Origin of the sequence: Glutamicibacter endophyticus (assembly GCF_048457885.1) — a bacterium.
In the GTDB taxonomy this organism is placed as follows: Bacteria; Actinomycetota; Actinomycetes; order Actinomycetales; family Micrococcaceae; genus Glutamicibacter; species Glutamicibacter endophyticus.
Genome location: NZ_CP174200.1, coordinates 2671863 through 2695985, shown reverse-complemented (window position 1 = coordinate 2695985; position 24123 = coordinate 2671863). Strand labels below are relative to the sequence as shown.

The 24123-nt window shown below is 62.3% G+C and carries 22 protein-coding genes and 1 riboswitch; of the genes, 12 read left to right on the top strand and 10 right to left on the bottom strand.

Features of this window, described 5'->3' with window-relative positions; genetic code table 11:
• The first annotated feature begins 304 nt into the window (after positions 1-304).
• Genes ACJD00_RS12555 through mnhG form a run of 6 tightly spaced genes read left to right on the top strand, consistent with a single transcriptional unit; the run spans position 305 to position 6628 of the window.
• A complete protein-coding gene (locus ACJD00_RS12555; RefSeq protein ID WP_418907276.1) occupies positions 305-3286 on the top strand; it encodes a Na+/H+ antiporter subunit A in 2982 nt (993 codons plus the stop codon).
• On the top strand, positions 3283-3732 hold the full coding sequence (locus ACJD00_RS12550) for a Na(+)/H(+) antiporter subunit C (RefSeq protein WP_418907275.1): 450 nt from the start codon (positions 3283-3285) through the stop codon (positions 3730-3732). Before ACJD00_RS12555 ends, ACJD00_RS12550 begins: the two co-directional genes overlap by 4 nt.
• Positions 3732-5336, top strand: coding sequence for a Na+/H+ antiporter subunit D (locus ACJD00_RS12545; protein ID WP_418907274.1), 1605 nt, complete (start codon positions 3732-3734; stop codon positions 5334-5336). The genes ACJD00_RS12550 and ACJD00_RS12545 overlap by 1 nt, the downstream gene beginning before the upstream one ends.
• 16 nt (positions 5337-5352) lie before the next feature.
• On the top strand, positions 5353-5976 hold the full coding sequence (locus tag ACJD00_RS12540; protein ID WP_418907273.1) for a Na+/H+ antiporter subunit E: 624 nt from the start codon (positions 5353-5355) through the stop codon (positions 5974-5976).
• A complete protein-coding gene (locus tag ACJD00_RS12535) occupies positions 5973-6242 on the top strand; it encodes a monovalent cation/H+ antiporter complex subunit F (protein ID WP_418907272.1) in 270 nt (89 codons plus the stop codon). Before ACJD00_RS12540 ends, ACJD00_RS12535 begins: the two co-directional genes overlap by 4 nt.
• Positions 6242-6628 (top strand): monovalent cation/H(+) antiporter subunit G, encoded by a 387-nt coding sequence (gene mnhG, locus ACJD00_RS12530; protein WP_418907271.1) that lies wholly within the window; start codon positions 6242-6244, stop codon positions 6626-6628. The genes ACJD00_RS12535 and mnhG overlap by 1 nt, the downstream gene beginning before the upstream one ends.
• Before the next feature lie 22 nt (positions 6629-6650).
• Here the strand turns inward: mnhG and ACJD00_RS12525 are convergent, their stop codons facing one another.
• The gene (locus ACJD00_RS12525) at positions 6651-6902 is read right to left on the bottom strand and encodes a DUF4235 domain-containing protein (protein WP_309405824.1); all 252 of its coding nucleotides are present in this window, start codon (positions 6900-6902) and stop codon (positions 6651-6653) included.
• A gap of 76 nt (positions 6903-6978) precedes the next feature.
• Positions 6979-7101, top strand: a riboswitch (TPP riboswitch).
• 78 nt (positions 7102-7179) lie between these two features.
• On the opposite strand from ACJD00_RS12525, the gene ACJD00_RS12520 reads away from it, so the two are divergent.
• On the top strand, positions 7180-7803 hold the full coding sequence (locus ACJD00_RS12520; RefSeq protein ID WP_418907270.1) for an ECF transporter S component: 624 nt from the start codon (positions 7180-7182) through the stop codon (positions 7801-7803).
• Positions 7800-10133, top strand: a complete 2334-nt coding sequence (locus ACJD00_RS12515) for an ATP-binding cassette domain-containing protein (RefSeq protein ID WP_418907269.1) — start codon at positions 7800-7802, stop codon at positions 10131-10133. The genes ACJD00_RS12520 and ACJD00_RS12515 overlap by 4 nt, the downstream gene beginning before the upstream one ends.
• 84 nt (positions 10134-10217) lie before the next feature.
• On the opposite strand, the gene ACJD00_RS12510 is transcribed toward ACJD00_RS12515, so the two are convergent.
• Positions 10218-10919 (bottom strand): type 1 glutamine amidotransferase domain-containing protein, encoded by a 702-nt coding sequence (locus ACJD00_RS12510; protein ID WP_418907268.1) that lies wholly within the window; start codon positions 10917-10919, stop codon positions 10218-10220.
• 232 nt (positions 10920-11151) lie between these two features.
• Positions 11152-11739, bottom strand: a complete 588-nt coding sequence (locus ACJD00_RS12505; protein ID WP_418907267.1) for a TetR/AcrR family transcriptional regulator — start codon at positions 11737-11739, stop codon at positions 11152-11154.
• A 227-nt stretch (positions 11740-11966) separates the two neighbouring features.
• Between ACJD00_RS12505 and ACJD00_RS12500 the strand changes: the two genes are divergently transcribed.
• Positions 11967-12896, top strand: coding sequence for an NAD-dependent epimerase/dehydratase family protein (locus tag ACJD00_RS12500; protein WP_418907266.1), 930 nt, complete (start codon positions 11967-11969; stop codon positions 12894-12896).
• 18 nt (positions 12897-12914) lie between these two features.
• Here the strand turns inward: ACJD00_RS12500 and ACJD00_RS12495 are convergent, their stop codons facing one another.
• From ACJD00_RS12495 to ACJD00_RS12485, 3 genes are all read right to left on the bottom strand, one after another.
• On the bottom strand, positions 12915-13421 hold the full coding sequence (locus ACJD00_RS12495) for a hypothetical protein (protein WP_418907265.1): 507 nt from the start codon (positions 13419-13421) through the stop codon (positions 12915-12917).
• Positions 13422-13460: 39 nt separating this feature from the next.
• Positions 13461-13628, bottom strand: coding sequence for a hypothetical protein (locus tag ACJD00_RS12490; protein ID WP_418907264.1), 168 nt, complete (start codon positions 13626-13628; stop codon positions 13461-13463).
• Positions 13629-13712: 84 nt separating this feature from the next.
• Complete coding sequence (locus ACJD00_RS12485; protein ID WP_418907263.1) at positions 13713-14588, bottom strand: aminodeoxychorismate lyase; 876 nt, start codon at positions 14586-14588, stop codon at positions 13713-13715.
• A gap of 163 nt (positions 14589-14751) precedes the next feature.
• Here ACJD00_RS12485 and cls point away from each other — a divergent pair, with 163 nt between their 5' ends.
• The gene (gene cls / locus ACJD00_RS12480; RefSeq protein WP_418907262.1) at positions 14752-16248 is read left to right on the top strand and encodes a cardiolipin synthase; all 1497 of its coding nucleotides are present in this window, start codon (positions 14752-14754) and stop codon (positions 16246-16248) included.
• Between the two features lie 11 nt (positions 16249-16259).
• On the opposite strand, the gene pabB is transcribed toward cls, so the two are convergent.
• The 4 genes from pabB to ACJD00_RS12460 all read right to left on the bottom strand — a co-directional run bounded on the left by pabB (position 16260) and on the right by ACJD00_RS12460 (position 19971).
• Complete coding sequence (gene pabB / locus ACJD00_RS12475; protein WP_418907261.1) at positions 16260-18275, bottom strand: aminodeoxychorismate synthase component I; 2016 nt, start codon at positions 18273-18275, stop codon at positions 16260-16262.
• The gene (locus ACJD00_RS12470; protein WP_418907260.1) at positions 18262-18771 is read right to left on the bottom strand and encodes a low molecular weight protein-tyrosine-phosphatase; all 510 of its coding nucleotides are present in this window, start codon (positions 18769-18771) and stop codon (positions 18262-18264) included. Before ACJD00_RS12470 ends, pabB begins: the two co-directional genes overlap by 14 nt.
• Before the next feature lie 63 nt (positions 18772-18834).
• Positions 18835-19461 carry a LysE family transporter gene (locus ACJD00_RS12465; protein ID WP_418907259.1) on the bottom strand — a complete coding sequence of 209 codons (627 nt, stop codon included), beginning with the start codon at positions 19459-19461 and terminating at the stop codon, positions 18835-18837.
• Between the two features lie 33 nt (positions 19462-19494).
• Positions 19495-19971: a MarR family winged helix-turn-helix transcriptional regulator gene (locus tag ACJD00_RS12460; protein WP_418907258.1), complete on the bottom strand. Its 477-nt coding sequence runs from the start codon at positions 19969-19971 to the stop codon at positions 19495-19497.
• Positions 19972-20078: 107 nt separating this feature from the next.
• On the opposite strand from ACJD00_RS12460, the gene ACJD00_RS12455 reads away from it, so the two are divergent.
• Both ACJD00_RS12455 and ACJD00_RS12450 read left to right on the top strand, forming a co-directional pair.
• The gene (locus ACJD00_RS12455) at positions 20079-22184 is read left to right on the top strand and encodes an MMPL family transporter (RefSeq protein ID WP_418907257.1); all 2106 of its coding nucleotides are present in this window, start codon (positions 20079-20081) and stop codon (positions 22182-22184) included.
• Positions 22185-22384: 200 nt separating this feature from the next.
• A complete protein-coding gene (locus ACJD00_RS12450; protein WP_418907256.1) occupies positions 22385-23908 on the top strand; it encodes a DEAD/DEAH box helicase in 1524 nt (507 codons plus the stop codon).
• The last annotated feature ends 215 nt before the right edge of the window (positions 23909-24123 follow it).

Genomic DNA, 24123 nt, shown 5'->3' with positions numbered 1-24123 from the left:
TGTTCGGCTAGCCTGCGATTCGTCCGTGGCGGATCGTGAGCGTCCGCCAGCGCACCGACGTACTGGGTGCGGTACCTATCTTCTGGGAGCCTAACCTAGTGAGACTCATCTGCGTAGGGCTAGCGGGCCGCAGCGGTGGAGTGGCCGGGCTATTTTCGGTCGAATTGTGACGCACCCGAACAAGGCTGGGACCCGTAACTCCCAGTCGCAGCGGAAAACTTGCCCATCTGGCTGATAAAATAGATAATCCGGAGCACTCCGGACGTTGGACTCTGACCCCGCTCACCGTCGACAGAGGAGACGCATGCTTCTGCTACTGACAGCCCTTTTCGCGTGCGCCTTGTTGAGCCCGTTGATTTTCCGTCTCGCCAAGCGTAACGCGTTCTACATGGTGGCAGTGGTTCCGGCCGCGGGATTTATCTGGTTGCTCACCCAGCTTCCGAAAGTTCTGGCGTCCGACCCGAGCGCCGGACATGCAGCCCCGAACGCACCACCGTCGATCAGCATCGACTGGATTGTGGCCCTCAACATCGGCTTTAACTTCCGCCTAGACACCCTTTCCGCGGTGCTTTTGCTGCTGATTCTTGGTGTTGGCACCCTCGTGCTGATCTACTGCGGGCGCTACTTCAAAAATGACGATCCGCAGATCGGTTCCTTCGCCGCAAAACTCGTAGCCTTTGCCGGCGCCATGACCGGACTTGTCACCGCCGATGACGTGATGATCATGTTCATCTTCTGGGAAATCACCTCGGTGCTGTCCTACCTGCTTATCGGCTTCAGCCAGTCACTGATCAGCGCGCGCCGCTCCGCGTTGAGCGCACTGGTCGTGACAACCTTCGGCGGCCTCGCCATGCTTGCTGGGTTACTCATGCTTGGAGCCCAAGCCGGAAGTTACCAACTCTCCGAAATCCTGGCCGTATCGAGTCAGCTGGTGGCCGAGGGCGGTTACATCGACGTAGCGGTGGCGCTGATCTTGTTGGGCGCGTTGTCCAAGTCGGCACTGGTACCCTTCCATTTCTGGCTACCGGGGGCCATGGCCGCGCCCACCCCCGTCTCGGCCTATCTACACGCAGCGGCCATGGTCAAAGCCGGCGTATATCTGGTGGCTCGCTTGGCCCCTGGATTCGCGGAGACCACCTTCTGGTTGCCGCTGACCGTGGGACTGGGCTTGGTCACCATGCTGGTGGGCGGTTACCGGGCTCTTCGTCAGTACGACCTCAAACTGATTCTTGCTTTCGGAACCGTCTCGCAGCTCGGGTTTATTATTGCCATATTTGGCTTGGGGACCCCGGATGCCGGATTCGCTGCGCTCGCGTTGACACTCGCTCATGGCCTATTCAAGGCCACGCTGTTCCTTGCCGTTGGCATCATCGACCACAACACCGGTACGCGCGACATCCGCCAGCTTTCCGGTCTGGCCAAGAGCATGCCGGTTTTGACCGTGACCGCGGGCATTGCCACGGCTTCGATGGCTGGGCTGCCGCTCATGCTCGGGTTTGTGGCCAAGGAATCGGTGTATGAGGCGGCGCTGCACCTCGACGCCACGCTACGACTATGGGTGCTACCGGTGATTGTGCTGGGATCGGCGCTGACCATGGCGTATTCGCTACGTTTCATCATCGGGGCCTTCGGCCCGTCGAAACGGCAGAAAACGCCCACCGCTTGCAAACGACCCACCCTGATCTTCCTCGCCCCGCTATTTGTGCTGGCGGCCGCGACGATCGTGCTGGGCCTCTTCCCGGCTCCGGTCGAGCACCTGGTGCACAGCGCTGCGGGGGCATACGGCGGGCCGGTGGAAGTCCATCTGGCTGCCTTCTCCGGATTCAACACCGCCTTGGCACTCAGCGTAGTCAGCGTCGCCGTGGGCGTGCTGTTCTTCTGGCTTCGGCAACGTAGTGATACCGGTGCTCCGTTGCGTCGACTAGTGGTATCGGCCGAGGAACTGTATCGCGGTAGCGTAAACCTGCTGGACAAGGTCGCGATTTGGGTCACCGGTCGCACACAACGTGGTTCGCTGTCCTTCTACCTGGGTGTGATTCTCCTAGTGGCGCTCGTGGTGCCGCTCGGTATCGCACTACTGGTCGCCACCCCTTGGCCGACCGAGTGGGTGCTTTTCGATCATCCGGCGCAGGCTGTTATCGGTGCGATCATTATGGCCGGGGCGCTGATCGCCATTGTGGCCCCGAAACGTTTCATGGCCGTGCTGATGGCCTCGGTCAGCGGTTACGGGATGGTTGCGATCTTTGCCCTACAGGGTGCACCGGATCTGGCGCTGACTCAGCTTCTGGTCGAAACCATCGTTCTGGTCTCCTTTGTGCTCGCCTTGCGTGCCCTGCCGCGGCGTCTCTGGGTCGGGCTGACCAAGATTCATTGGGGTCGCGCGGCTATTGCCATCAGCCTTGCGGTGATGGTTGTGTACATCGCCATCGGCATGATGGCCGCGCGTACCGAAGCCCCCATTTCCTTGGCCTATCCGGATCTGGCCTACCACGAGGGGTACGGCAAAAACATCGTGAATGTCGCTCTGGTGGATATCCGTGTGTGGGACACCTTCGGCGAAATCACCGTGCTTGCCGCGGCGGCCACCGGCGTGGCTTCGCTAATCTTCGTGACTCGAAGCTTTGGTGCGAAACGCCTGCGTGCCCACGAAGTCCAACCCGGGTCGATCGATCACGGATCCGAACCGATTGGCAGTCGGGGTGCCGAACGAGAGCTTGGCCTGCACGTGGCCCGCGAATTCGGCCGTTCGACCAACCGTGACTGGCTGATGGCCGGTAGTACGCTCGTCGCCGAACGACGCTCGATCATCTTCGAGGTGGTCACCCGCCTGATGTTCCACTCGGTACTGATGCTCAGCGTGTACGCCCTGCTCACCGGGCACAATACGCCCGGCGGCGGTTTCGCCGGAGGGCTCATCGCCGGTTTGGCGCTGACAATTCGCTACCTGGCCGGGGGACGCGTCGAGCTGGCCGAATCCATGCGAGTCGCCCCGGGTCTACTGATCGGTGGTGGCTTAGTGCTGGCGGGCATATCCGGCATCATCCCGCTGCTCGCGGGCGACGCAATCTTTACCACCTACGCGTGGGAATTCTGGTTACCGATCTTCGGCGCGCACAAGTTCGTCACCTCGACCATCTTCGACATTGGAGTGTTCCTCGTGGTTCTCGGGTTGGTACAGGATGTCCTGCGGTCGCTGGGTAGCGAAATCGATATGCTCTCCGAAGGGCGTTCACCGGTCGAGCCACACGATGTCGTGGCCTCTTCACAGACGGGAGTCGGCCGATGAGCGTGAACATCACCTTCCTGGCTATTACCGGGGTGCTACTGGCCGCAGGCTTCTACCTCGTGCTCGAACGCACCCTGACCCGAGTGTTGCTGGGCATCATGTTGCTCGGCAACGGGGTGAATCTGCTGATCCTCACCACCGCCGGACGGCTAGGCAAAGCACCACTCTTTGAAGCGGGGCTCGACCCGAACGTCTATGCCGACCCGTTGCCGCAGGCCTTGATTTTGACCGCGATCGTCATCACCTTCGCCGTCACCGCATTCTTGCTAGCCATGATCTATCGCTCATGGATGCTGAACCAGGCCGATGTGGTGGCCGATGACACCGAAGATATTAAGGTCTCGCTCTCCAGCGCCTATGACGAAGAGGAAGATGCCCCGGTCGCCGCGGACACCACCGAATTCGTTGACGAAGAGGGTCGTCCGGTCCGTGAGGGAGAAGAATAGTGAACGTTGCACAGCTCGCCCCGCTGGCCGTCGTGCTACCGATTTTCGGCGCCGGCGCCGCCTTCTTGGTGCGCCGGAAGATTCGCCAACAGCGCGCCATCACCATCGGCATCCTCGCCGTCACCATGTTTCTGGAGGCCGGGATGCTGGCCGCCACCTGGAATGGCGAAACCTATGCGGTGCATATTGGTGGATGGGACGCTCCCTTCGGCATCGCCCTGATGGTCGATGGCTTCTCAAGCTTCATGCTCTTGGTGTCCACGCTGGTGTCGATGGCGGTGCTCCTCTACGCCACGAGCCAGGGTATCGCCGATGGTGACGAGCAAGGCCCGGTGTCGATCTTTCACCCGACCTACCTGATTCTGCTGGCGGGGGTGTCGAATGCCTTCATGGCCGGGGATCTGTTCAACCTCTATGTTGGCTTCGAAATCCTGCTGACCGCCAGTTATGTGTTGTTGACCCTTGGGGGCACCGCCGAGCGGATCCGTGCCGGTGTCACCTACGTGGTGGTATCGGTCGTTTCCTCGGTTTTGTTCCTCACGGCCATCGCCATGGTCTATGCGGCAACCGGTACGGTGAACCTGGCTGATTTGGCGGTGAAACTTCCCGAACTAGACGAAGGTCCCCGGCTGATCCTGCACTCTTTGCTGCTGATCGCTTTCGGCATTAAGGCGGCGGTTTTCCCGCTCTCCTTGTGGCTACCTGACTCCTACCCGACCGCCCCGGCGCCGGTAACCGCGGTATTCGCCGGATTGCTGACCAAGGTCGGCGTCTACGCGATTGTGCGTTGCGAAACGCTCCTATTCCCGGGAGGGGCGCTGAATCAGGCGCTACTGGTGGTCGCCGCCTTGACCATGGTGGTCGGTATCCTCGGTGCCCTGGCGCAGACGGACTTCAAACGTATGTTGTCCTTCACCCTGACCAGCCACATTGGTTATTTGATTTTTGGTGTTGCGGTGGGCACCGAATTGGCCGTCGCCGCAACGATCTACTACGTCGGGCACCACATCATTGTGCAGACCTCACTGTTCATGGTGGCGGGGCTGATTGAACGTCGTGCCGGCAGCGCCAACGTGCGCAAGCTGGGTTCGCTGGCGAAGATTTCTCCGGCGTTGACCGTCTTGTTCTTCATCCCGGCGATCAACCTCGGCGGCATTCCACCATTGTCGGGCTTCCTTGGGAAGCTTGGACTTCTGCATGCCGCGGTGGAGACCGGGGGAGCGCTGAATTGGCTGGTGATCGCCGCTGGTTTGCTCACCAGCCTGCTGACCCTACTGGCCATTATTCGCGTGTGGGCCCGTGTGTTCTGGCGACGTGCCGCCGATGCCGAGGAGCCCACCGAGTCACTGGTGGCCGAAGCCAAGGAGATCAGCGACCTGACCTTCCAGGGTGGCGCCGAGCGCCCACAGTTGGGCTCGACCAAGGCGCGGGAAGTCGAAGCCAACGCCCTGCCGTGGGGAATGCGTTGGGCAACTGCCTCACTGGTGGTCGCGGGATTGGCCCTGACGGTTTTCGCCTCACAGGTTTTCGCATTCTGCCAGCGCGTCGCCGCAGAACTGCTGGCACGTGAACCGTACATCACCTCGATCTTGACCGGGCAGTAGGAAGGGAGTGGGAACCATGGAGACTCCGAATAGCAAAGATCAACGCATCGATGATGCGCTCGATCCCGTTGGCATACGTCACCGTGCCACCCTGCGCGAAGAATGGCCGCTACTGATCCTGCTGGTGTTGGTGTGGGGTGCTCTCTGGCGAGATTTTTCGCCGGGGAATCTGCTCTTCGGTGCGCTTATCGCGGTGCTGATCACCACGCTCTTCCCCTTGCCCCCGGTGGTGCTGCCGGGACGCTTGAACCTTTGGTACTGCCTCAAACTGTTCGTGTGGTTCATTGGTGAAGTGGTAGCCGCCAGCGTCCATGTTGCGTACCTGGCCCTGTTCAAGGGGCGGGCGACTCGTAGCTCGTTGATCGCGGTACCGCTGCGCACCGAGTCGGATCTGATCGTGATGACCGTGGGGCATGTGCTCACCCTGATCCCCGGGTCCTTCGTCGTTGACGTGGACCGACGCAGCTCCACGTTGTATCTGCACTACGCGGATACCGAGGATGAGCAGGCCGTGGAGCGGGCGCGAACCCAGATTCGCGATATCGAACGCCGATTGATCATGGCCATAGGCAGTAAGAGCGAGTACGAGGCAATCAAAGCCGAGTGCGGACCGAAGTTTTCGGCGAGGAAGGCACAATGATGACCGAGATAGTGATGTGGGTATGCGGCTCGGTGTTATCGGTCGCCTTGATCCTATGCGTCATTCGCGTGGCGAAAGGCCCCTCGATCCTCGACCGAGTGTTGGCCTTGGACGTGATGCTTTTGATCGTTTCGGCCGCGGTCTGCCTGGAAATGTATTACAACCGGCACCTGGATAACGTGCTTTTCGTCGTGGTCGCGTGCACGGTGGGCTTCATCGGTTCGGTGACCGTCTCACGCTATGTAACCGATCAGAGGAACGCCTGATGGACGCCTTTCTGGATGTGCTCGCTGCCGTCTTCCTAATCATTGGTTGTCTGCTGTCTTTGGTGGCTGGTATCGGTTTAATGACCTTCCCCGACTTGCTCACCCGCTTGCATGCCGCGACCAAACCACAGGTACTGGGGTTTCTGCTGATCTTCATTGCCCTGGCCATCCACCTACGCTCCTGGGCCGTGGTGCCCGTGCTGGCCTTGGCCTGGGGGATGCAGTTGCTGACCGCACCGGTCTCCGCCCATATGATCGGCCGCTCGGGCTACCGCACGAAGCACGTGAGTCACAAGTCGATCTATAGTGATGAGCTCGCCGCAGCGATCCGCGCGGTTGAAGCCGAACAGCGGCATGACCAAGGCCCGCCACCGGAACAGCAGTGACGGGCCTTAGGCTACGTAAAAACTACTTCTTCGTGAGCTTCGACAGCGCCTTATTTGCGCCGCGGTCGGCGATCACCTGAATGACTGCGGCCACCGCTGCGGAGAATACGGCAAAGGAGATTGCCTGACGCATCGTGGCCTCGGCCTGCGCATCCTTTCCGCGTGGGGCATCGTTGCCGGTGAAACCCTTCCAGGTGCGATCCACCAGCTTCGTGGCCAGTGCACCGGCACCGAGTGAAACCAACATGGTGACGATTTTAGAAACGGCGTTCATCGTGCTCCCTCTTGTTCATATCCGGTCCTCTGCTTACCCGTCTCCAGCTTACCTGCGCTAAGCTTGGGGCGCAGAACCATTCCGACAGGGGAGCGCCATGTCCTTTAACAAGGACCAAAGGCGCTGAGAGTGCGATAGATCGCAGACCCTCGAACCTGCTCCGGCTAATACCGGCGAAGGAAGTCGAGCATCTCGGATGCGGAAACCCGTTTCGGCCCATTTAATAGGACGCGCGGTTTGCGTACATCCCCCCTCCTTATCTCAGGAGGAGACCATCATGAGTACTTCAGCAATTAAGCCCCGTGCCAGTTGGCGCGTGGTAGATATCGTCATCGCCTCGGCCATCGCAGTGGCTTCCGGTGTGGTTTTTTGGGCGTGGAACGCGAGCTACGGCTTTGTATCCCTAGGCTTCGTCGCCTTCCCGCCAGCCGCCGCCTTCGTTTCGGGCATGTGGCTTTTCCCGGCAGCCCTGGGCGCCTTGATTATCCGCAAGCCCGGTGCCGCTTTGTACTGTGAAATGCTGGCCGCAATCATCTCGGCCTTGCTGGGTTCCCAATGGGGACTGACCGTCCTGCTCTCCGGGCTCGTACAGGGTCTGGGCGCCGAAGTAGTCTTCGCGGCCGTGCGCTACCGGAAATTCACCCTGCCCGTGGCACTTATTGCCGGGTTGATGTCCGGATTCTTTGGAGGGTTCACCGAGGCCTACGTACTGGCCTACTACGAGGCCTACACCCCGTTCATGAAGTTCTTCCACGTACTGGCCATGTCGATCTCCGGCATGATCATCGCTGGACTATTGCCATGGCTGGCCACTCGTGGCTTGGCCCGCACCGGTGCGTTGGGTGCGCTGGCTAGTCGTCGAGCGCACCTGGAAGGGGCCTGGCGGGGACAGAGTCGATGAGTGCCGGGCTGGGGGAACAGCGTCCTGCGACGGTGCGCACCCAAGCCTTGGCCGTCTCTGCCGAGAACTTCGGGTGGCGTCATGCCGAACGTGAGCAGCCCGCACTTCAAGGCCTCAACCTTAGTATTCCCGCAGGGCAGAAGGTGCTGCTGCTCGGGCCCTCGGGGGCCGGAAAGTCCACGCTGCTCTATGCCCTGGCCGGCATCCTCGAAGTCGATGAACTGAGCGAAGCCACTGGGTCCTTGCGGGTGGGAGGCCAGGATGTCTTTACCGCCAAGCAACCGGTCGGGCTCATGCAACAGGACCCGGAAACGCAGATTGTGCAATCACGGGTTGTCGACGATGTTGCGTTCGGCGCCGAAAATCTTGGCATGGACCCGGAACTCATTCGCGAACGGATCACCCCGGCGCTGCAGGCCGTGGGCTTGGGCGCCCTCGACGGGGAGCACCGCACCGCCCATCTCTCCGGTGGACAAAAACAGCGCCTAGCGCTCGCCGGGATCTTGGCCATGGAGCCGGGGTTGATGCTGCTGGACGAACCCACGGCCAATATCGACCCCGAGGGTGTGCCCGCCCTACGCGATGCGGTACTTTCGGCCGCCGAGAGTACCGGCGCTACGTTGATCGTGGTGGAGCATCGGCTCGAGGCTTGGGCCGATGCGGTAGACCGCGTGGTGGTGCTGGCCCCCGGAGGCGGCGTTGCCCACGATGTTGACCCGCAGGCACTGTTCAGCGACCGGCAGTTGCGCGCCGAGCTGAGCGCTGCCGGCCTCTGGGTGCCGGGCATCGTCCCGGAGACCACCGTGTTTGCCGGCACCCCGGGGGTGGAGCTATTGCATGCGCAAGATCTCGTTGCCGCGCGCTCGGCGCAGGCACCGAAGACCGCCGCAGTGGATCTGCAGATTCGGGCCGGAGCTGCCTACTGTATTCGAGGAGCCAACGGAGCCGGGAAATCCACCCTGGCGCTGACCCTCGGAGGGCTGCTCGAGCCTTCCAGCGGCACCTTGCGAGCCAGCGAGGACCTTGCCGGGGAACTTTCCGAGCAACCCTTTAGCTGGAAGGCCGGAAAGCTCATTGCGCGCATTGGAACGGTGTTCCAAGAGCCCGAGCACCAGTTCGTCACGCAGAGCGTGCGTGAAGAGCTGGAGTTTGCCCCGCGCCGGGCCCACGCCGCCGATCCCGCGGCGCCGGCCTTCGACGAAGAGCGGATCGCCGCCCGAGTTGATCAGTTGCTGCGCCGCTTGCGCCTCGAAGACCTCGCGGAGGCGAATCCCTTCACCCTCTCCGGTGGGGAGAAACGTCGGCTGTCGGTTGCCACCGTGCTGGCCGCCGACCCGCAGGTGCTGATCCTCGATGAGCCCACCTTTGGACAGGACGCCAATACTTGGCGAGAACTGGTGCAGCTACTCATCGAGGCTCTCGAAGCCGGCACCGCGGTCATTGCGGTAACCCACGATGAGCAGTTCTCCGCGGCCCTAGCCTCCCAAGAATTGCAGTTGCCGGCGCCACGTGAAACTTCTGAGGCCACCGGACGGCCGGGCCCAATGCTCGATGCGCCGTTGGGGGAGTCATGGTTGGCCGGTATCAATCCGCTGGCGAAGCTTGCCGCGGTGGCTGCCGCCACCCTGCCGTTGGTGTCCACCATGGACTGGGTCTCTGCCTCTGTGATTATTGTGGCGACCCTGGTGGCACTCCCGCTGGCCGGACTGCGCCTGCTCTCGTTCCTGCGCCGGGCGTGGCCGCTACTGGCCGCTGGCGCGGTGGCCGGCTGGGGTGTGGCGCTGGTGGGCGAGGACGCCGGCCGAATCCTGTTGCATCTTGGGGTGTTCACGGTGACCGAGGGCTCGGTGGCCGCCGGTGCGGCGACCGGGCTGCGAGCTATCGGCTTGGCGATTCCCATGGTGCTACTCGTGGCCAGCACCAATCCGAGTGATCTCGGCGGGGCGCTATCTCAACAACTGCGAGTGCCGCACCGTTTCGTGTTGGGCGCGCTGGCAGGGATGCGCTTACTGGGCCTGCTCACCGAGGAATTCACCACGCTGGCCTTGGCCCGGCGGGCCCGAGGTGTCGGGAACTTCGGTTCGCCGCGGCAACGCCTACGAGCTCAATTGGGTCAGTGTCTGGCGCTATTGGTGCAGGCGGTACGGCGTGCCTCGCGGCTGGCGGTCACCATGGAAGCCAAGGGCTTCGGTACCGGGGAACGCACCTGGATTCGTAGCGTGCACTTTGGGCTGCGAGATCTTCTGGTGATCGTGGCCGGAGTGGTGCTCGGCGCCGGAGCCATTGCCGCGGCGTTGGGCGCTGGGACCTTCCACCTGGTGTGGAGTTAATCCAGCGATGCGCTCGGAGCAATGACAGACAACTAATGCGGCACCCGGTACCTCAAAAGGCTCGGGTGCCGCATTTTTGTGTCTTTATACGCTGGCCGGTGTTTCGAGCAGTGCGGTGACCTTCTGCGCGGTCTCCTTGGCGGAGCTGGGGTTTTGGCCGGTGACCAGCCGACCGTCGGTTACGGCGTAGGAGACGAAGGGCAGCGTCGCCTTCTCGTAGAGCGCGCCGCGCTTCTTCATTTCTTCCTCGGCGTTATACGGCACGAGCTTATCGACCCGGGCCAGCACTTCTTCTGTCCACGCGAAGCCGGTGACCTTGCGGTCGGCTACGAGCAAGGAACCATCGGAAAGCGTCGTGTTGAGCAGCCCGCAGTATCCATGGCAGACCGAGGAGACGACTTTACCTTGCTCCCACATCTCGCGGGTGATGCGCTGCAATCCCTCGCTATCCGGGAAGTCAAACATGACGGCGTGGCCCCCGGTGAAGTAGATCGCGTCATAGGCTGAGGAGTCGATCTGCTCGGGGCGCAGCGTGTTTTCTAGTAGCGCCATGCGTTGCGGATCGTGGTGCCAAGCCTTGGTGGCCTTGTCATAGCTCGGAAATTTCAACGACCGCGGTTCTAGCGGCGAGGCTCCGCCCAGCGGGCTGACGATATCCTGCGCGAAACCATGCCCGGCAAAGACTTCCCAGGCGTGAGCGAGCTCCGAGAGCCAGAGCCCGGTCGGGTGCGACTCATCGTCGTAGTGTGCAACGTTCGTGACGACGTGCAGAATGCGTTTGGTCATGAGGATCTCGTTTCGATGATCGTGGGGTGGCGTTGGTGCAGAACCGGATGATGCGGCGATGGGTGGACAGTAACTCGTTTGAGGGGCAAGTTGCTAGGTGTCTCGATAACTCGCAAGGCGGGCACAGCCAACGGTGGCACGAGGCGTCCCGAAGAAATTTGCAGTGCGTATCGGCAGACTACGAATGGATGTGAGCGCTGTCAACACCTTGCGTCCTGCACTACTCGGCTCGCTAAGGCTGGCCCAGCGCAAGGATCGCCAGTACTGCATCTCGCACCCGAGCGGCCACCTCCTCGGTCGGGGCAGGGCGATACTTCCCGTCGAGGTGGAGGAACGCCAGCCCGTGCGCTAAACCCCAGAGGGCGGTGGCCAGTTCCGCTGAGGCCTTCGCCGGCAGCATGCGCTCAAGTGCCTCGTTGAGGACCGTGTGGAGTGCCTGAGAGGCTTGGACGCGCGCGCTATCGCTTTGATCGCATTCGTTGCCGAACATGAGTCGGAAGACCGCGGGGCGACGCAAGGCAAAGTTCACATAGGCGACCCCGAGCTCGGCCAGTGCTTCAGGTGCTGCAGTCACGTTGGTGTGCGAGGCCAGTGTCTGTGCTAGCTGCTCGCGCAGGTCCTTGAATCCTTCGACGGCCACGGCGGAATCCAACGCTTCTCGATCCGTGAAATGACGGTAGGGCGCGGTGGGGGAGACTCCGGCTCGTCGCGCGACGGCGCGAAGCGAGTAAGGCTCGCCCGACTCGAGTATGTCGACCGCCGCGCTAATGAGCGCGGTACGTAGATCCCCATGGTGGTACGAACTCTTCAATGTTGACACTGCTAACCTTCCCGTCTACGCTCAAATGTGAGCACTGCAAACATACCGCATGTGCTTGGGGAAGTCATGCCGATCGTGATGGTTAGCTAGCCCGCTGGGGCAGTGGCCGCTCGGGAGCCTTGGAGTCGAGGCTCGCACACCCCTTAGCGAGCGCGAGGTGCAGTACACGCCACGCTACTTTGCATGGCGACCCAGCGATCAAGCATCCGACCGGGAGAACCCACACCATGCAGACCATCCTCGGAGCCAGTGGACAGATTGCCACCGAGCTCACCCGCGAACTACAGCGCATCCAGGCCGGCCCGCTACGACTGGTCAGCCGTAACCCGCGCAAGGTCAACGACAGCGACACCCTGCACCGCGCCGATCTATTGGATGCCGCGCAGACTCACCAAGCCGTCGCCGGCAGTGACATCGTCTATTTCACCGCCGGGCTGCCTGCAGATACCGAACGCTGGGAAGTCCAATTTCCCACGATGCTCCGCAACGCGCTCGATGCGACGCGCGCCGCCGGGGCACGGTTCGCATATTTCGATAACACCTACATGTACCCGCAGGATCATCGGATCCAGACAGAACAGACTCCCTTCGAACCGGTGGGGCGCAAGGGCCAGGTGCGTGCGCGGATGGCGCAGCTGGTGCTCGAGGAAATGCAACGCGGCGAGATTCCCGTGCTGATCGCCCGGGCTCCGGAATTCTATGGGCCGGGTCGTACCCAAGGATTTACCAACTCGCTTGTGATTGAGCGGATGAAAGCCGGAAGGCGGGCACTGGTGCCCGTGCGTGCCGATCGGCGGCGCACGCTGATCTGGACCCCGGACGCCAGTCGTGCGCTGGCGAGGCTGGGTACCACTCCAGACGCCTACGGCCAGACCTGGCATCTGCCGGTTAGCGATGTGCACCCCACCTATGGTGAGTTTGTTGAGCTTGCCGCCACCGTTTTTGGGGTCAGCGGCCGCTATACCGTGGTGCCCCGCTGGGCCCTGAACGCCGCGGGGCTTATCAATCCGCAGGCACGCGAGATTCGCGAGCTATTGCCGCGCTACGCGGCCGACAATCTCTTCGACGATTCCAAATTCCGCGCCCGGTTCCCCGACTTCGCGGTCACTAGCCATGCCGAAGGGTTGGAGAGGATCCACCGCGAAACGCGCGACTAGGCTCGGGTAGCTGGCGGGCTAGCGGCGATCGATCACATATCCCACCGCGGCGCGGGTATCGCCAACGGGAATGATTGTCACTCGTGAATTCTCGGCCGATTGTTCAAGGGTGAGGTTCAGCTGTTGTTCCCCACCGGGTTCGGCGCAGGAGGCGATCTCTCCGGCTATGGTCTGCGACCCGATGGTCAAAACCGGGTAGATCTGCCCACTGCCTACGCACCGCACCACCAACTCATACTTCCCCGGTGACCAGGTGGAAGCATCCTGGTTGATGAGCGGGATGGTCCGCGGTTCGGCTGTGCTCCCCGTGGCGGTGGGGTGGGCAACACTGGCAACGAGGTGTTCGGCGCCGTCGTCAAGCAGGTGATCTAATTTATCGACCTCGGCATCGAGCTTGATGGTGCCGGTGTGCATTTCCGTCGGTTCGGGTGCTTGGGCCTGCGGTGCGGGTGTGCATCCTCCAAGTGAGAAGGTCAGCGCCGCCGTGGCGGCGAGCGCTGGGTACACGCGGTGTAGTTTACTCAAGCCCTGCCTCTTCTTTGCCTAGGGTCGATTAACTACATCCTACTCGATCTCACTGGCTTTTATCTGATTGGTGGGCGAACTCTTTTCGCGTTGTTCGGCCACATCCAACAGGGCGCGGCGCACGGCCGCGCGAATCACGGTATACAGCAGGTAGAAAAAGATGGCGGCGGCCACCACGGACAGGGCGAGTGAATTGATGATCTCCATAGCGCCAGCCTAGGTCAGCGGCCGGCGGACACGGAAGTGCCCGCCGGGTTATCCGCCAACGTTCAACGTGCTGGCTGGAGGAAATTAGCGAATCGACTGGCTCAGTTCGCTCAGTTCTTCATGCAGCTCGGCATCGAAATGCAGAGGCTTGGCATCCAACGAACGTACCGGGGTCAGCAGACGGACCGAGGACACTAACCAGACGCCATAAGACTGGTACAGATCCGAGGGCTGCAAGGGTCCATAGCCCAATTCCCAGCCAGCCTGTTCCGCCGCGGCAAAGATGGCGGCCTGCGTGGTTCCGGGCAGGATGCCGGTTTCGAGCAAGGGGGTGATCAGCCGCTTGGTGTCGCCATCACGCTGCGCCACCAGGACGGTCGAGGTGGGGCCTTCGAGCACCATGCCGTCGGCCGAGGTGAAGATGACGTCGTGTGCGCCGTGCTGGTGCGCGTAACGTAGCGCGGCCATGTTCACCGCGTAGGACAGCGTCTTGGCACCCATCAGGAGCCAAGGTGCTCGGTCGGCCAATTTTGAGTCATAGCCGCGGTCAAGCAACAGCACGTCGATGCCCGAGGCGCGTTGTTCACGGCCGAGCGCCGGCGCCGGGCTGACGGTGATCCAGCACCAGGCCGGGTCGCTGTCGGCGACGCCGCGTGCGGCGACCAGCTTGACCACTGCTTCATCGGCGCCACCGTCGGCGTCGAAGTCCGCAATGGCGGTGTCGATGGCCGCCCGCCAACTCAGCTCGTCGGGGATCGTCAGGGCGCAGGCTGCGGCAGATTCCTGCAGGCGCGCTAGGTGGGCATCGAGCTTACGTACGGTGTTGCGGGTGTACAGCAGAGACTCAAAAACCCCGTCACCGCGGTTGACGCCTTGCAGCGTGACCGGAAGATGCGGTGCGTCAATGTCGGCAATGCGACCGGCGGGATAAGCGAGGTCGAGGAATACCAGAGAGCTCATAGAGGATAGATTATCGAAGAATTCGCGATCTCTTCATTTCAGCTGGTCACGCAACGGGCGGTAAGTGCCGGGATTGGATAGTCTATGCACAATGACAAAGGGCGACCTGGGCGCCCACGGAGAGACGGTTCGGGATATGGACGGTCCGGTCGGGAGGAGCTGCGTGATACCTAGCCTAGAGTTCGTGTGGCAGGCCGGTCCTTTCCTGTATCCGATCGCGGTCGCTATCGACGTCATCGTGCGCGTGCTGATGATCGGCATTGTGCCGGGCAACCGGCGACCCACCACGGCCATGGCCTGGCTACTTGCCATCTTTTTCATTCCGGTGATCGGCCTGTTGGCCTACCTGCTCTTCGCCAATCCACGGCTCTCACGCCGCCGGCTGCAAAAGCAACGGCGCGCCAACGAGGCCATTCTGGCGGGCACCGAGCATATGAAGCTCCCCGAAGAATTTCACTCCACCGAAGAATGGGTGGAGGATGCGGTGGAACTAAACCGCAAACTCGGTGCGATGCCGTTGGAAGGCGGTAACACCATCGAGGTCATCTCCGATTACCGCGAATCCTTGCAAGCCATGTGCGAGGAGATCGAGAAGGCCGAACGCTACGTTCACATCCAGTTCTACATCATGGGCGATGACCCCGAATATGTTTCCCCGGTGCTCGAGGCCCTCGAACGGGCGGTGCAGCGTGGGGTGACCGTGCGTTTGCTCTTCGACCACCTAGGCACCTTGCGGGTGAAGGGGTATCGCCAGCTCACCAAGCGGCTGACCCGCGGCGGGATCACCTGGCGTCGGATGCTGCCGATCGACCTGTTCAAGCGGCGCTGGCGTCGCCCGGATCTGCGCAACCACCGCAAGATCCTCGTGGTCGATGGCGAGGTTGCCTTCACCGGAAGCCAGAACCTGATCGAGCCGGGCTATAAGCGCGAATCAGCACATAAGGTGGGCCGCGAATGGGTCGAATTGATGATCCGTGTCGAAGGCCCGCTGGCGCGTAGCCTCGACGTCATTTTTGCCACCGACTGGTGGCAGGAAGACGACTCCGACCAAGTGCTCAGCGATCTGGCCGAAACCAGTCACCCGCTGTCACCGAACGACCAGCCCGGTACCACCATGGCCCAGGTGGTGCCCAGCGGGCCCGGTTATGAATCGGAAAACAATCTGCGGCTGTTCAACACGCTGATCTACTCGGCCTCGGACCGGCTGCAGATCACCAGCCCGTATTTCGTCCCGGACGACTCGATGCTCTACGCGATCACCACCGCGGCACAGCGTGGGGTCGAGGTGGATCTCTTCGTCTGTGCCGAGGGCGATCAGTTTTTCGTCCATCACGCACAGCAGTCCTACTACCAGATGCTGCTGTCCGCCGGGGTGCGGATTCACCTGTATCCGGCGCCGATGGTGCTGCACACCAAGTGCTTCACCGTCGACGATGAGGTGGCCGTGGTCGGTTCCTCCAACATGGATATGCGTTCCTTTAGCCTGAACATGGAAATTTCGGTCATGCTCTTGGGCAAGGAGATGGTCGATAAGGTCAACGCCGTCCACGATCAGTACCGGGAGATCTCGACCGAACTGAGCCTCGCGGCTTGGCGCCGCCGCCCACGCTTCCAACGCTGGATCGATAACGTGGCTCGGCTCAGCGCCACCTTGCAGTAACCGCCCCGAGATTAGGCCGGGAAACTGGTGCCTAAGGCCCCGAGCACGCCACGCGACTTGGTAATGACCTCATCCCATTCAGCCTGCGGATCCGAGTCGGCGGTAATCGCCCCGCCCAGACCCAGTTCGAGGGACCAGCGCCCGTCGCTGAGCTTGTCGCAGGTCAGCGTGCGGATCACCACGCTAAAGTCGGCGGCCGCATCGGCCCCGAGATAGCCCACGGCCCCGGAATACAACCCGCGGGCGCGCCCGTCCTCGAGTTCGTCGAGGATCGCCATGGTCGAGAGTTTCGGGGCCCCGGTCATCGAGCCCGGAGGGAAGGCTTCGCGCAGCGCGGCCGCCGCCAGCTGCGGGGCCGAGAGCTGGGCATCGATGGTCGACACCATCTGGTGCACCGTGGCGTAGCTTTCCACGGCACATAACCGGCGCACTCCGACCGAGCCCGGTACCGCGTGATGCGAGAGGTCATTGCGCAACAGGTCTACAATCATGATGTTCTCGGCCCGGTCCTTGGGGTGGGTGGCCAGATCGTGGGCAAGCGCTTGGTCTTCTTCCGGGGTCGCACCGCGGGGCCGGGTGCCCTTGATCGGTTCGGCCCGAAGCCGGCCATTGGAGTCCAGAGAGAGGAAACGTTCCGGGGAGATGCTGGCTACCTCGAAGGCACCGAGGCGCAGGAAATGCGCGAAAGGCGCCGGGGATGTCTCACGCATGCTCTGGTAGGCCGCGAAGGGTGAAAAGTCCTCGCCGGAGACAGTGGCGCTGAGCCGGGTGGTGAGACAAACCTCGTAGCTGTTGCCCTCGGCGATTTCGTATTGTGCGCGTCGAACCTTGTCCATGTAGCCGGCGGCGTCATCGGCGCACCGAAAGTCCAGGGTCGGTAATTCGGCGCGGGGGCCCGGTGCTGTGGTACGCACCATGGCCAGGACCTGATCGAGGTGCTCCTGCGGGGCGGTGACCCGCAGGCTCTGCTGCTGGTGATCGACGACCAGAATGGTGTCGGGCTTGAAAAAGACCGCATCGGGACGTATCTGCCCATCGGCAAGCCGCGCCTGCAGGTTCGCGGCGCCGAGCTCCCGTTTGAGTTCGTAGCCGAGGTAGCCGACCCACTGTGGGTTTGGCCCGTCGTCGCTATTGACGGTGAAAGCGGCCTCGGGGCCCGGCCAAATCTCTCCTAGCGCCTCGAAAAATTCCGCTCCCAGACGCAACCGACCCGGGCCGTAACGTAGCTCCGTGCCGGCGGCGGTGGCCTGAAGCACCGTGGGGTGTTCGCCGCGGCTGAGGGCCAGCAAGGTGTAGCGGTTGCGACCCAACGGGTCGGAGAGGTGATGACTCGTGGATTCGAGGAGCGCCGCATAGCTGCACCCTTGCGCGAGCTGCTCGAACAGGGCGGCGGCGTCAACCGGTGCCGGGACGAGCGTGCTGGCCGCCGGCAAGGCTTCGGAGCTGGTGATCGGCAGGTTCCCGCGTCGGGTCGCCGGGAGCAGATGCAGCAGTTCGCGCAACTGTGCGAAGCCGCTGGCGATCGACCCGTTGTCGATCACGAGGTCGGCGGCGTCGGCCGGCTGGTCGCTGTCCAGATAGCGTTCTTCCTGGGCGGCCCAGCGTTCCCAATAAGGCAGGTAGGTATCGCCATCACGTGCGATCGCGCGACGTTTGCGCAGTGTTTCGTCGGCCCCCACCCAAATGGTCAGGTCCAGTTGGTCACGGACCGCGGCGGCCGCAGCGCCCACCCCCTCGACGATGACGATCGAGGTGGGGGAGTAGCTCGCCAGCTCGCCGGGCGCCGAGCGTTCCCAATCCCAGCGCGGCCAGTGAATGCTTTGGCCGTGGGCAAGGCGCGGAAGCACCTGGGCGTAGCGCTCGATGGCCTCGTGGAGACCGTCCCACCCAGGGTAGAAATCCTCGAGGTGCAGGATGCTGGTGGGCAGGTAGGAGGCAAGGAAGCTGGACAGGTCGGCGGCCAGCGAGGTCTTGCCCGCTCCGGAGCGACCGTCCAGAGCGATGATGAAGGGTTTAGCGGTTTCCACGAGAGGAGATGTTACTCCGCACGTAGTTCACAAGCGCAGGCAGGGCCTGTTCAATCATCGAATATGTCTGCTGGAAGTCGGCGGCGTCGCCGTACCACGGGTCGTAGATGCCCTGCTCTTGATGCGGTTGTGCCGCGGCTTCTGGGTCAAAGGAACGCACCATGCGCAGCTGCGGGCGCTGTTCGGGGTCCAGCTCGGCCAGGTACGGAACGAGAGTTTCGAAGTGGCCGATATCCATGGCGAGCACCAGATCCATGCCGGCCAATTCTTCGGCGCGTAGGCCCGTTGCACGGTGTGCCGAGGCGTCGATGCCGGCCACGGTCAACAGCGCGGCGGCGCGCGGATCGATGCGGTTGCCGATCTCTCCGTCGGTGACGGCGCGGGAAATAACGGCCACTTGTTCCACTCCGGCCTCCTGCAGTGCGTGACGCAACATGTACTCGGCCATCGGGGAGCGGCAAATGTTTCCGGTGCAGACGGTCATGATCTGGAACATGGCACCAGTCTAAGTGTTAATGCTCACTTCACTGCAACAATTTGGAGAAGATCCACGGCGCGTTCACTGGTGGACGAAAACCAGCATTGCGGCGACCACGATGAACAAGATCCCAAAGAGGATGTTCAGCGCCTTGGCCCCGCGCTGGGTGGCCGTGAAGCGTTGAAAGCTTCGCGCCGTGGCGGCAAAAAAGAAAAACATTACTAAGACATCAACGGTCACAATCGTGCCGATGAACACCAGATACTGTCCCAGCAACGGTTGCGCTGGATCGATGAACTGCGGGGTGAAGGCCAGAAAGAAAATGATGGCCTTGGGATTGAGCAGGTTGACCAGGATCCCGCGGCGGATCATTTGCCAGCGGGTGAGCGCGTGACCACTGCCGTGGCCGGGAGAAGCAACGTCGGGTACGGAGAGCATCATGCGCACGCCCAGATACACCAGGTACGCCGCCCCGGCGTAACGAATGAGATTAAACGCGGTGGGGGAGTTGGCGACCAGGAGGCCCACTCCGGCGGCGACGATCACTACATGGATCAGCAGGGCGATCTGCTGGCCCAGAATGCCCCAAATGGACCGTCGGTACCCTTGACGCATCGCATTGGTCATCGTGTTGATGGCCCCGGCGCCGGGAGTGAAACTGATTAGCGTACTGGCTCCTAAGAGGGAGAGCCATAAGGTAAAACTCACTTCGCTAGCCTACTGAGGCCGCGCCTCGTTGAGCTACTGCTGGTCCGGCTGTGACGAGGCGTGTTTCGCGGCTCGCTCGGTGGCGGCCGTCGCCTCGGTAATGAATCCGGAAATCAAGGCCAGTTGCTCGGCGCTGTAATCCTGCAAAATTTCACCGATGGACTCCGCCAGGGGACGGAACATGAGTTGTCCGTGTTCGCGAGCCAAGGGGGTCAGCGCTATGCGTACGATTCGACGGTCGCTGTCGCTGCGTTGGCGTTGGATATAGCCGAGGCGCTCGAGCCGGTCCAGCATGGCCGTGGTGGCTGGGGAACTGAGCTTCAATTCGCGGCTAAGGTCGCGCGGTGCCGGTAGCTGGCCGCGTCGCTGGTACTGCATGATGACGCCCAGTGCGTGCATATCCGTGCGATGCGTTCCGTAATGGCGTGACGTGGATTCCACGTAGCGCTCGGTAGCTTGGGTGAATTCCTGGAGCTGGAGGACCAACCCGCTGCGCGCCGCATTTTCCATGGGTGACATCTTATCTGCCAGAAAGTAGTTCCATCATAGAGTAACTTTATGAGTAAACTATAACTGGCAGGCAACCTAACCTTGAGTTCTAGGGAGAAAAGATCCGCATGGAAGACCGCACTCGTTCCACGGCGAAACCCCGGGCCGTGCTCTGGCGCATCGCACTGTACCTGGTGGCGGTGATTGCCTGGTTTGCCATCGCCGGCGTCGGTGGCCCAACCTTTGGCAAGCTCTCCGAGGTGCAGAGCAACGATCAGGCGAGTTTCCTGCCCGCCAGTGCAGAGGCCACCAAGGCCTTGGATTGGCAGGAAAAGTTCCGAGATAGCGAGGCCATCCCGGCCGTGGTGGTGATTGCCGACGAGGCCGGAATCTCCCCGAAGGACGTCCCCGACGCGCTTGGAAGCCTCGATACGCTCGATGCGCTGGAAGGTGAGGTCATCGGTCCCATCCCGTCGGAAGACGGCAAGGCCCTTGAAATCATTGTGCCCCTCGACTCGCAGGCGGATACGGCTGCGGCGGTGGATGAGGTGCGCGCGCTACTCGAGGAAGAACTTCCGGCCTCTGCGAGCGCCTATGTTACCGGCCCGGCGGGTTTTAGCGCCGACCTCAAGGAAGCCTTCTCGGGTATCGACGGGGTACTTCTCGGCGTGGCCCTAGCCGCGGTCTTCGTGATCTTGTTACTGGTTTACCGCTCGGTGCTGCTACCGCTCATCGTTCTTAGCACCTCCGTGATGGCATTGTGTGCGGCGATCTTGGCCGTGTACTTCATGGCGCTCGCCGGGTGGATTCGGCTTGATGGGCAATCTCAAGGCATCCTGTCCATTTTGGTGATCGGCGCGGCAACTGACTACAGCCTGCTGTTCGTCGCACGACACCGCGAGGCACTGAGTGAAGGAGCGGGGCGCTGGCAGGCGGTTACTCAGGCTTGGCGCGGCTGCCTTGAGCCGGTGCTGGCCTCCGGCGGCACCGTGACGGTGGGGCTGCTCTGCCTGTTGTTCTCCGATTTGAACTCCAACCGCGCACTAGGTCCGATCGGGGCCAGCGGCATCGTGTTCTCGGTGATCGCGGCCCTGACTTTCCTGCCGGCGGCGCTCGGCCTGGTGGGTCGTTCGGCCTACTGGCCCTTACTACCTAAGCCCTCATCGGCCCACCACGTGGCAGACGACCGCGGCCTATGGGCTTGGGTGGCCCGACTGGTCCGTCGGCGTCATCGAACGGTGTGGATCAGCTGCTGCGCGGTGCTGCTGATCGGTGCCGCAGGCATCACCGGCTTGCGGGCTCATGGTGTGGCGCAGAGTGAACTGGTGCTCGGTGAATCGCAGGCGCGTACCGGGCAGCAAGTGCTTGGCGAACATTTCCCGGCTGGTTCGGGCTCTCCGGCCAGCGTGGTGCTACCCGCGGAGCGGGCGCAGTCGGCGCTGGAACTCATTGACGGTGCAGCTGGCGTCGATTCGGTGACTCTGCAGGCCGAAGGCGGCGCGCCGGTGGGTAGTCGGCCAGGTGCCCAGCCGCAGGTCATTGACGGCATGGTCCTGGGGTCCATTACCTTGAGCGATGCCGCCGACTCGGAGGCCGCCAAGGAAACCGTGCTTGGATTGCGGGAGACGCTGCATGAGCTAGACCCACAGATTCTCGTCGGCGGAAGTACCGCCACCATGCTCGATACGGCCCAGACCGCCGAAGAGGATTTGGTGAAGATCATTCCGCTGACGTTGGCGGCGATTCTTCTGATCCTGATGCTGCTCCTGCGCTCGATCCTCGCCCCGGTGCTGTTGATCGTCACCACGGTGCTGTCCTACGGCACCGCGATGGGGGTGAGCGCACTGGTCTTCAACCACGTTTTCAAGTTCCCCGGTGCGGATCCGTCGGTGCCGCTCTTTGGGTTCGTCTTCCTGGTGGCACTCGGGGTTGATTACAACATCTTCCTCATGACACGGGTGCGTGAGGAAACCTTGCAGCATGGCACCACCGAGGGGATGAGCCGTGGTCTGCGTGCCACCGGTGGGGTCATTACCTCAGCCGGCGTGGTGCTCGCGGCGACCTTTGCGGCGCTGGGCGTCATCCCGATCATGTTCTTGGTGCAGCTGGGGTTCATTGTGGCCTTCGGCGTGCTACTCGATACCTTGATCGTGCGCTCGTTGCTGGTCCCGGCGCTGGTGCATCAGGTCGGCAGCGCTATCTGGTGGCCCTCCAAATTGATGCGGCGTGTCTAAGATCTCCGTTTCTAGGGCCAGAGTATCCGCTGCATCACAGCGGATAACCGGCCCTAGGACGTAGACTTATACCTTGTGCTCCTGCATCGCAGGGCATGCGTCGACAGCTTAGATGTACCGCAGTAGTGGACTTTTTGATGTATCGGCGATTGATCGACACCGATATGTCGGTGTGCAGATACGAACAGAAAGTCTTGACTATGAGTACAACTTTTAGCGCCCTTGGCGTGCCCGCAGAACTGAGTGAAGTGCTAGCCGCTCGCGGCATCGAGCAGCCCTTCCCGATTCAGGAAGCGACTCTGCCCTCCACCTTGGCCGGCGGTGACGTGCTCGGACGCGGCCAGACCGGTTCGGGCAAAACCCTAGCGTTCTCGCTGCCGATGGTGGCCCGCCTGTCGCAGGCCCCGAAGCGACGCAAGGCACGCTTCCCCCGCGCGCTGATCATGGCCCCCACCCGTGAATTGGCGACGCAGATCGCCAAAACCGTGGACCCCCTGGCTCATGCCGCTTCGCTGCGCACCACCGTGATCTACGGTGGCGTCGCCCAGTCGCGGCAGGAAAAGGCCATGGCCGAGGGCGTCGACATTGTGATCGCCTGCCCGGGACGCCTGGACGATTTGATCCAGCAGAAGATCGTGGATCTCTCGCAGCTGGAAATTTCGGTATTGGACGAGGCCGATCACATGGCCGATATGGGCTTCCTTCCCGTGGTTCGCCGCATCATGGACCGGATGCCCACCGGCATTCAGCACATGCTCTTCTCCGCCACCTTGGATAACGGCGTGGACAAGCTGGTCAAGCGCTACTTGAGCAACCCGACCGTGCATTCGGTGGATGCTCCCAAGGCAGCGGTGAACACCATGGAGCATCACGTATTCGTGATCCCGAATGACGATAAGAAGGAACTGGTGCGTGTCTTGGCGCAGGGCACCGGTCGCCGCATCATGTTCATGCGCACCAAGCACCATGCCAAGAAGATGGCCCTGGCCTTGTCCAAGGCCGGGGTCCCCGCGGTAGATCTACACGGCAACCTGTCGCAGAATGCTCGCGATCGCAACCTGGCCGCATTCTCCTCCGGTGAGGCCAAGGTGCTGGTGGCTACCGACGTTGCCGCCCGCGGCGTCCACGTCGATGGCGTGGAACTGGTGGTGCACATCGATCCGCCCGCCGAGCACAAGGCATATTTGCACCGTTCGGGACGCACCGCACGCGCCGGCTCGGATGGCACCGTGGTCACGATTTGCACCCCGGATCAGCAGGGGGATGTGGCAACGTTGCTTAAGCAGGCCGGTTTGAAGGTTCCTTTCGAGAAGGTCGGCCTGGATTCGAAGGCCGTGCTCGATGTGGTTGGTGAAGTCGCCGAACTTGTGCCCTATGTAGCCCCGGTCAAACAGCCGCAGCGTCAGTCACCTCGTAAATCGAGCGAAGCGGGCAAGTCCGGTTCCGGCCGGAGCCAGCGTGCGGGCCGCGGAGCTCGTAGCGGCCGTCCGGTCTCCGATGAGGCTCGTCGCTCCGAAGGTGGTCGCCGTCAAGAGCGAAGCGCCCGTCCGCCACGTAGCGCAGGGTCCGACCGACCTGCGCGCGCCGGTCAGGGTGCATCAAGTACCGAACGCGCCGGCGGTGCCGGTCGCGGCTCCCGCCAGGGTGGTCGTTCGGCGGGTGCTGCAACGACCGGACGCGGACCGCGTCGGGCGACCAGCCCCACCACGCGTAGCGGCCGCTAAGCCTTCAGTTCAAACCCCTCCCCGGGGGGCCGATCCTTTGCTAAGGATCGGCCCCCGGGGCCGTTTAATGAGCGGGTTTGCACTCCGCGGCCGCAGGCGGAGGATCGCCGGGATGGCCGAGAACTTCACGCATTATGCAAGCGTTTCCGTTAGGCTAATTCCTTTAGATACGGGAATCTTTTTCATAGGATTTTCAGTTTCACTGTAAATTCTGT

What these genes read in the sequence shown, in the direction of transcription:
- ACJD00_RS12550 (WP_418907275.1), top strand. Translation starts at nt 3,283, where the DNA reads ATGAGCGTGAACATCACCTTCCTGGCTATTACCGGGGTGCTACTGGCC.
- ACJD00_RS12455 (WP_418907257.1), top strand. Translation starts at nt 20,079, where the DNA reads ATGGAAGACCGCACTCGTTCCACGGCGAAACCCCGGGCCGTGCTCTGG.
- ACJD00_RS12555 (WP_418907276.1), top strand. Translation starts at nt 305, where the DNA reads ATGCTTCTGCTACTGACAGCCCTTTTCGCGTGCGCCTTGTTGAGCCCG.
- ACJD00_RS12515 (WP_418907269.1), top strand. Translation starts at nt 7,800, where the DNA reads ATGAGTGCCGGGCTGGGGGAACAGCGTCCTGCGACGGTGCGCACCCAA.
- ACJD00_RS12460 (WP_418907258.1), bottom strand. Translation starts at nt 19,971, where the DNA reads ATGGAAAATGCGGCGCGCAGCGGGTTGGTCCTCCAGCTCCAGGAATTC.
- ACJD00_RS12500 (WP_418907266.1), top strand. Translation starts at nt 11,967, where the DNA reads ATGCAGACCATCCTCGGAGCCAGTGGACAGATTGCCACCGAGCTCACC.
- ACJD00_RS12520 (WP_418907270.1), top strand. Translation starts at nt 7,180, where the DNA reads ATGAGTACTTCAGCAATTAAGCCCCGTGCCAGTTGGCGCGTGGTAGAT.
- ACJD00_RS12470 (WP_418907260.1), bottom strand. Translation starts at nt 18,771, where the DNA reads ATGTTCCAGATCATGACCGTCTGCACCGGAAACATTTGCCGCTCCCCG.
- ACJD00_RS12540 (WP_418907273.1), top strand. Translation starts at nt 5,353, where the DNA reads ATGGAGACTCCGAATAGCAAAGATCAACGCATCGATGATGCGCTCGAT.
- ACJD00_RS12510 (WP_418907268.1), bottom strand. Translation starts at nt 10,919, where the DNA reads ATGACCAAACGCATTCTGCACGTCGTCACGAACGTTGCACACTACGAC.
- ACJD00_RS12450 (WP_418907256.1), top strand. Translation starts at nt 22,385, where the DNA reads ATGAGTACAACTTTTAGCGCCCTTGGCGTGCCCGCAGAACTGAGTGAA.
- ACJD00_RS12485 (WP_418907263.1), bottom strand. Translation starts at nt 14,588, where the DNA reads ATGAGCTCTCTGGTATTCCTCGACCTCGCTTATCCCGCCGGTCGCATT.
- ACJD00_RS12490 (WP_418907264.1), bottom strand. Translation starts at nt 13,628, where the DNA reads ATGGAGATCATCAATTCACTCGCCCTGTCCGTGGTGGCCGCCGCCATC.
- mnhG (WP_418907271.1), top strand. Translation starts at nt 6,242, where the DNA reads ATGGACGCCTTTCTGGATGTGCTCGCTGCCGTCTTCCTAATCATTGGT.
- ACJD00_RS12525 (WP_309405824.1), bottom strand. Translation starts at nt 6,902, where the DNA reads ATGAACGCCGTTTCTAAAATCGTCACCATGTTGGTTTCACTCGGTGCC.
- ACJD00_RS12535 (WP_418907272.1), top strand. Translation starts at nt 5,973, where the DNA reads ATGATGACCGAGATAGTGATGTGGGTATGCGGCTCGGTGTTATCGGTC.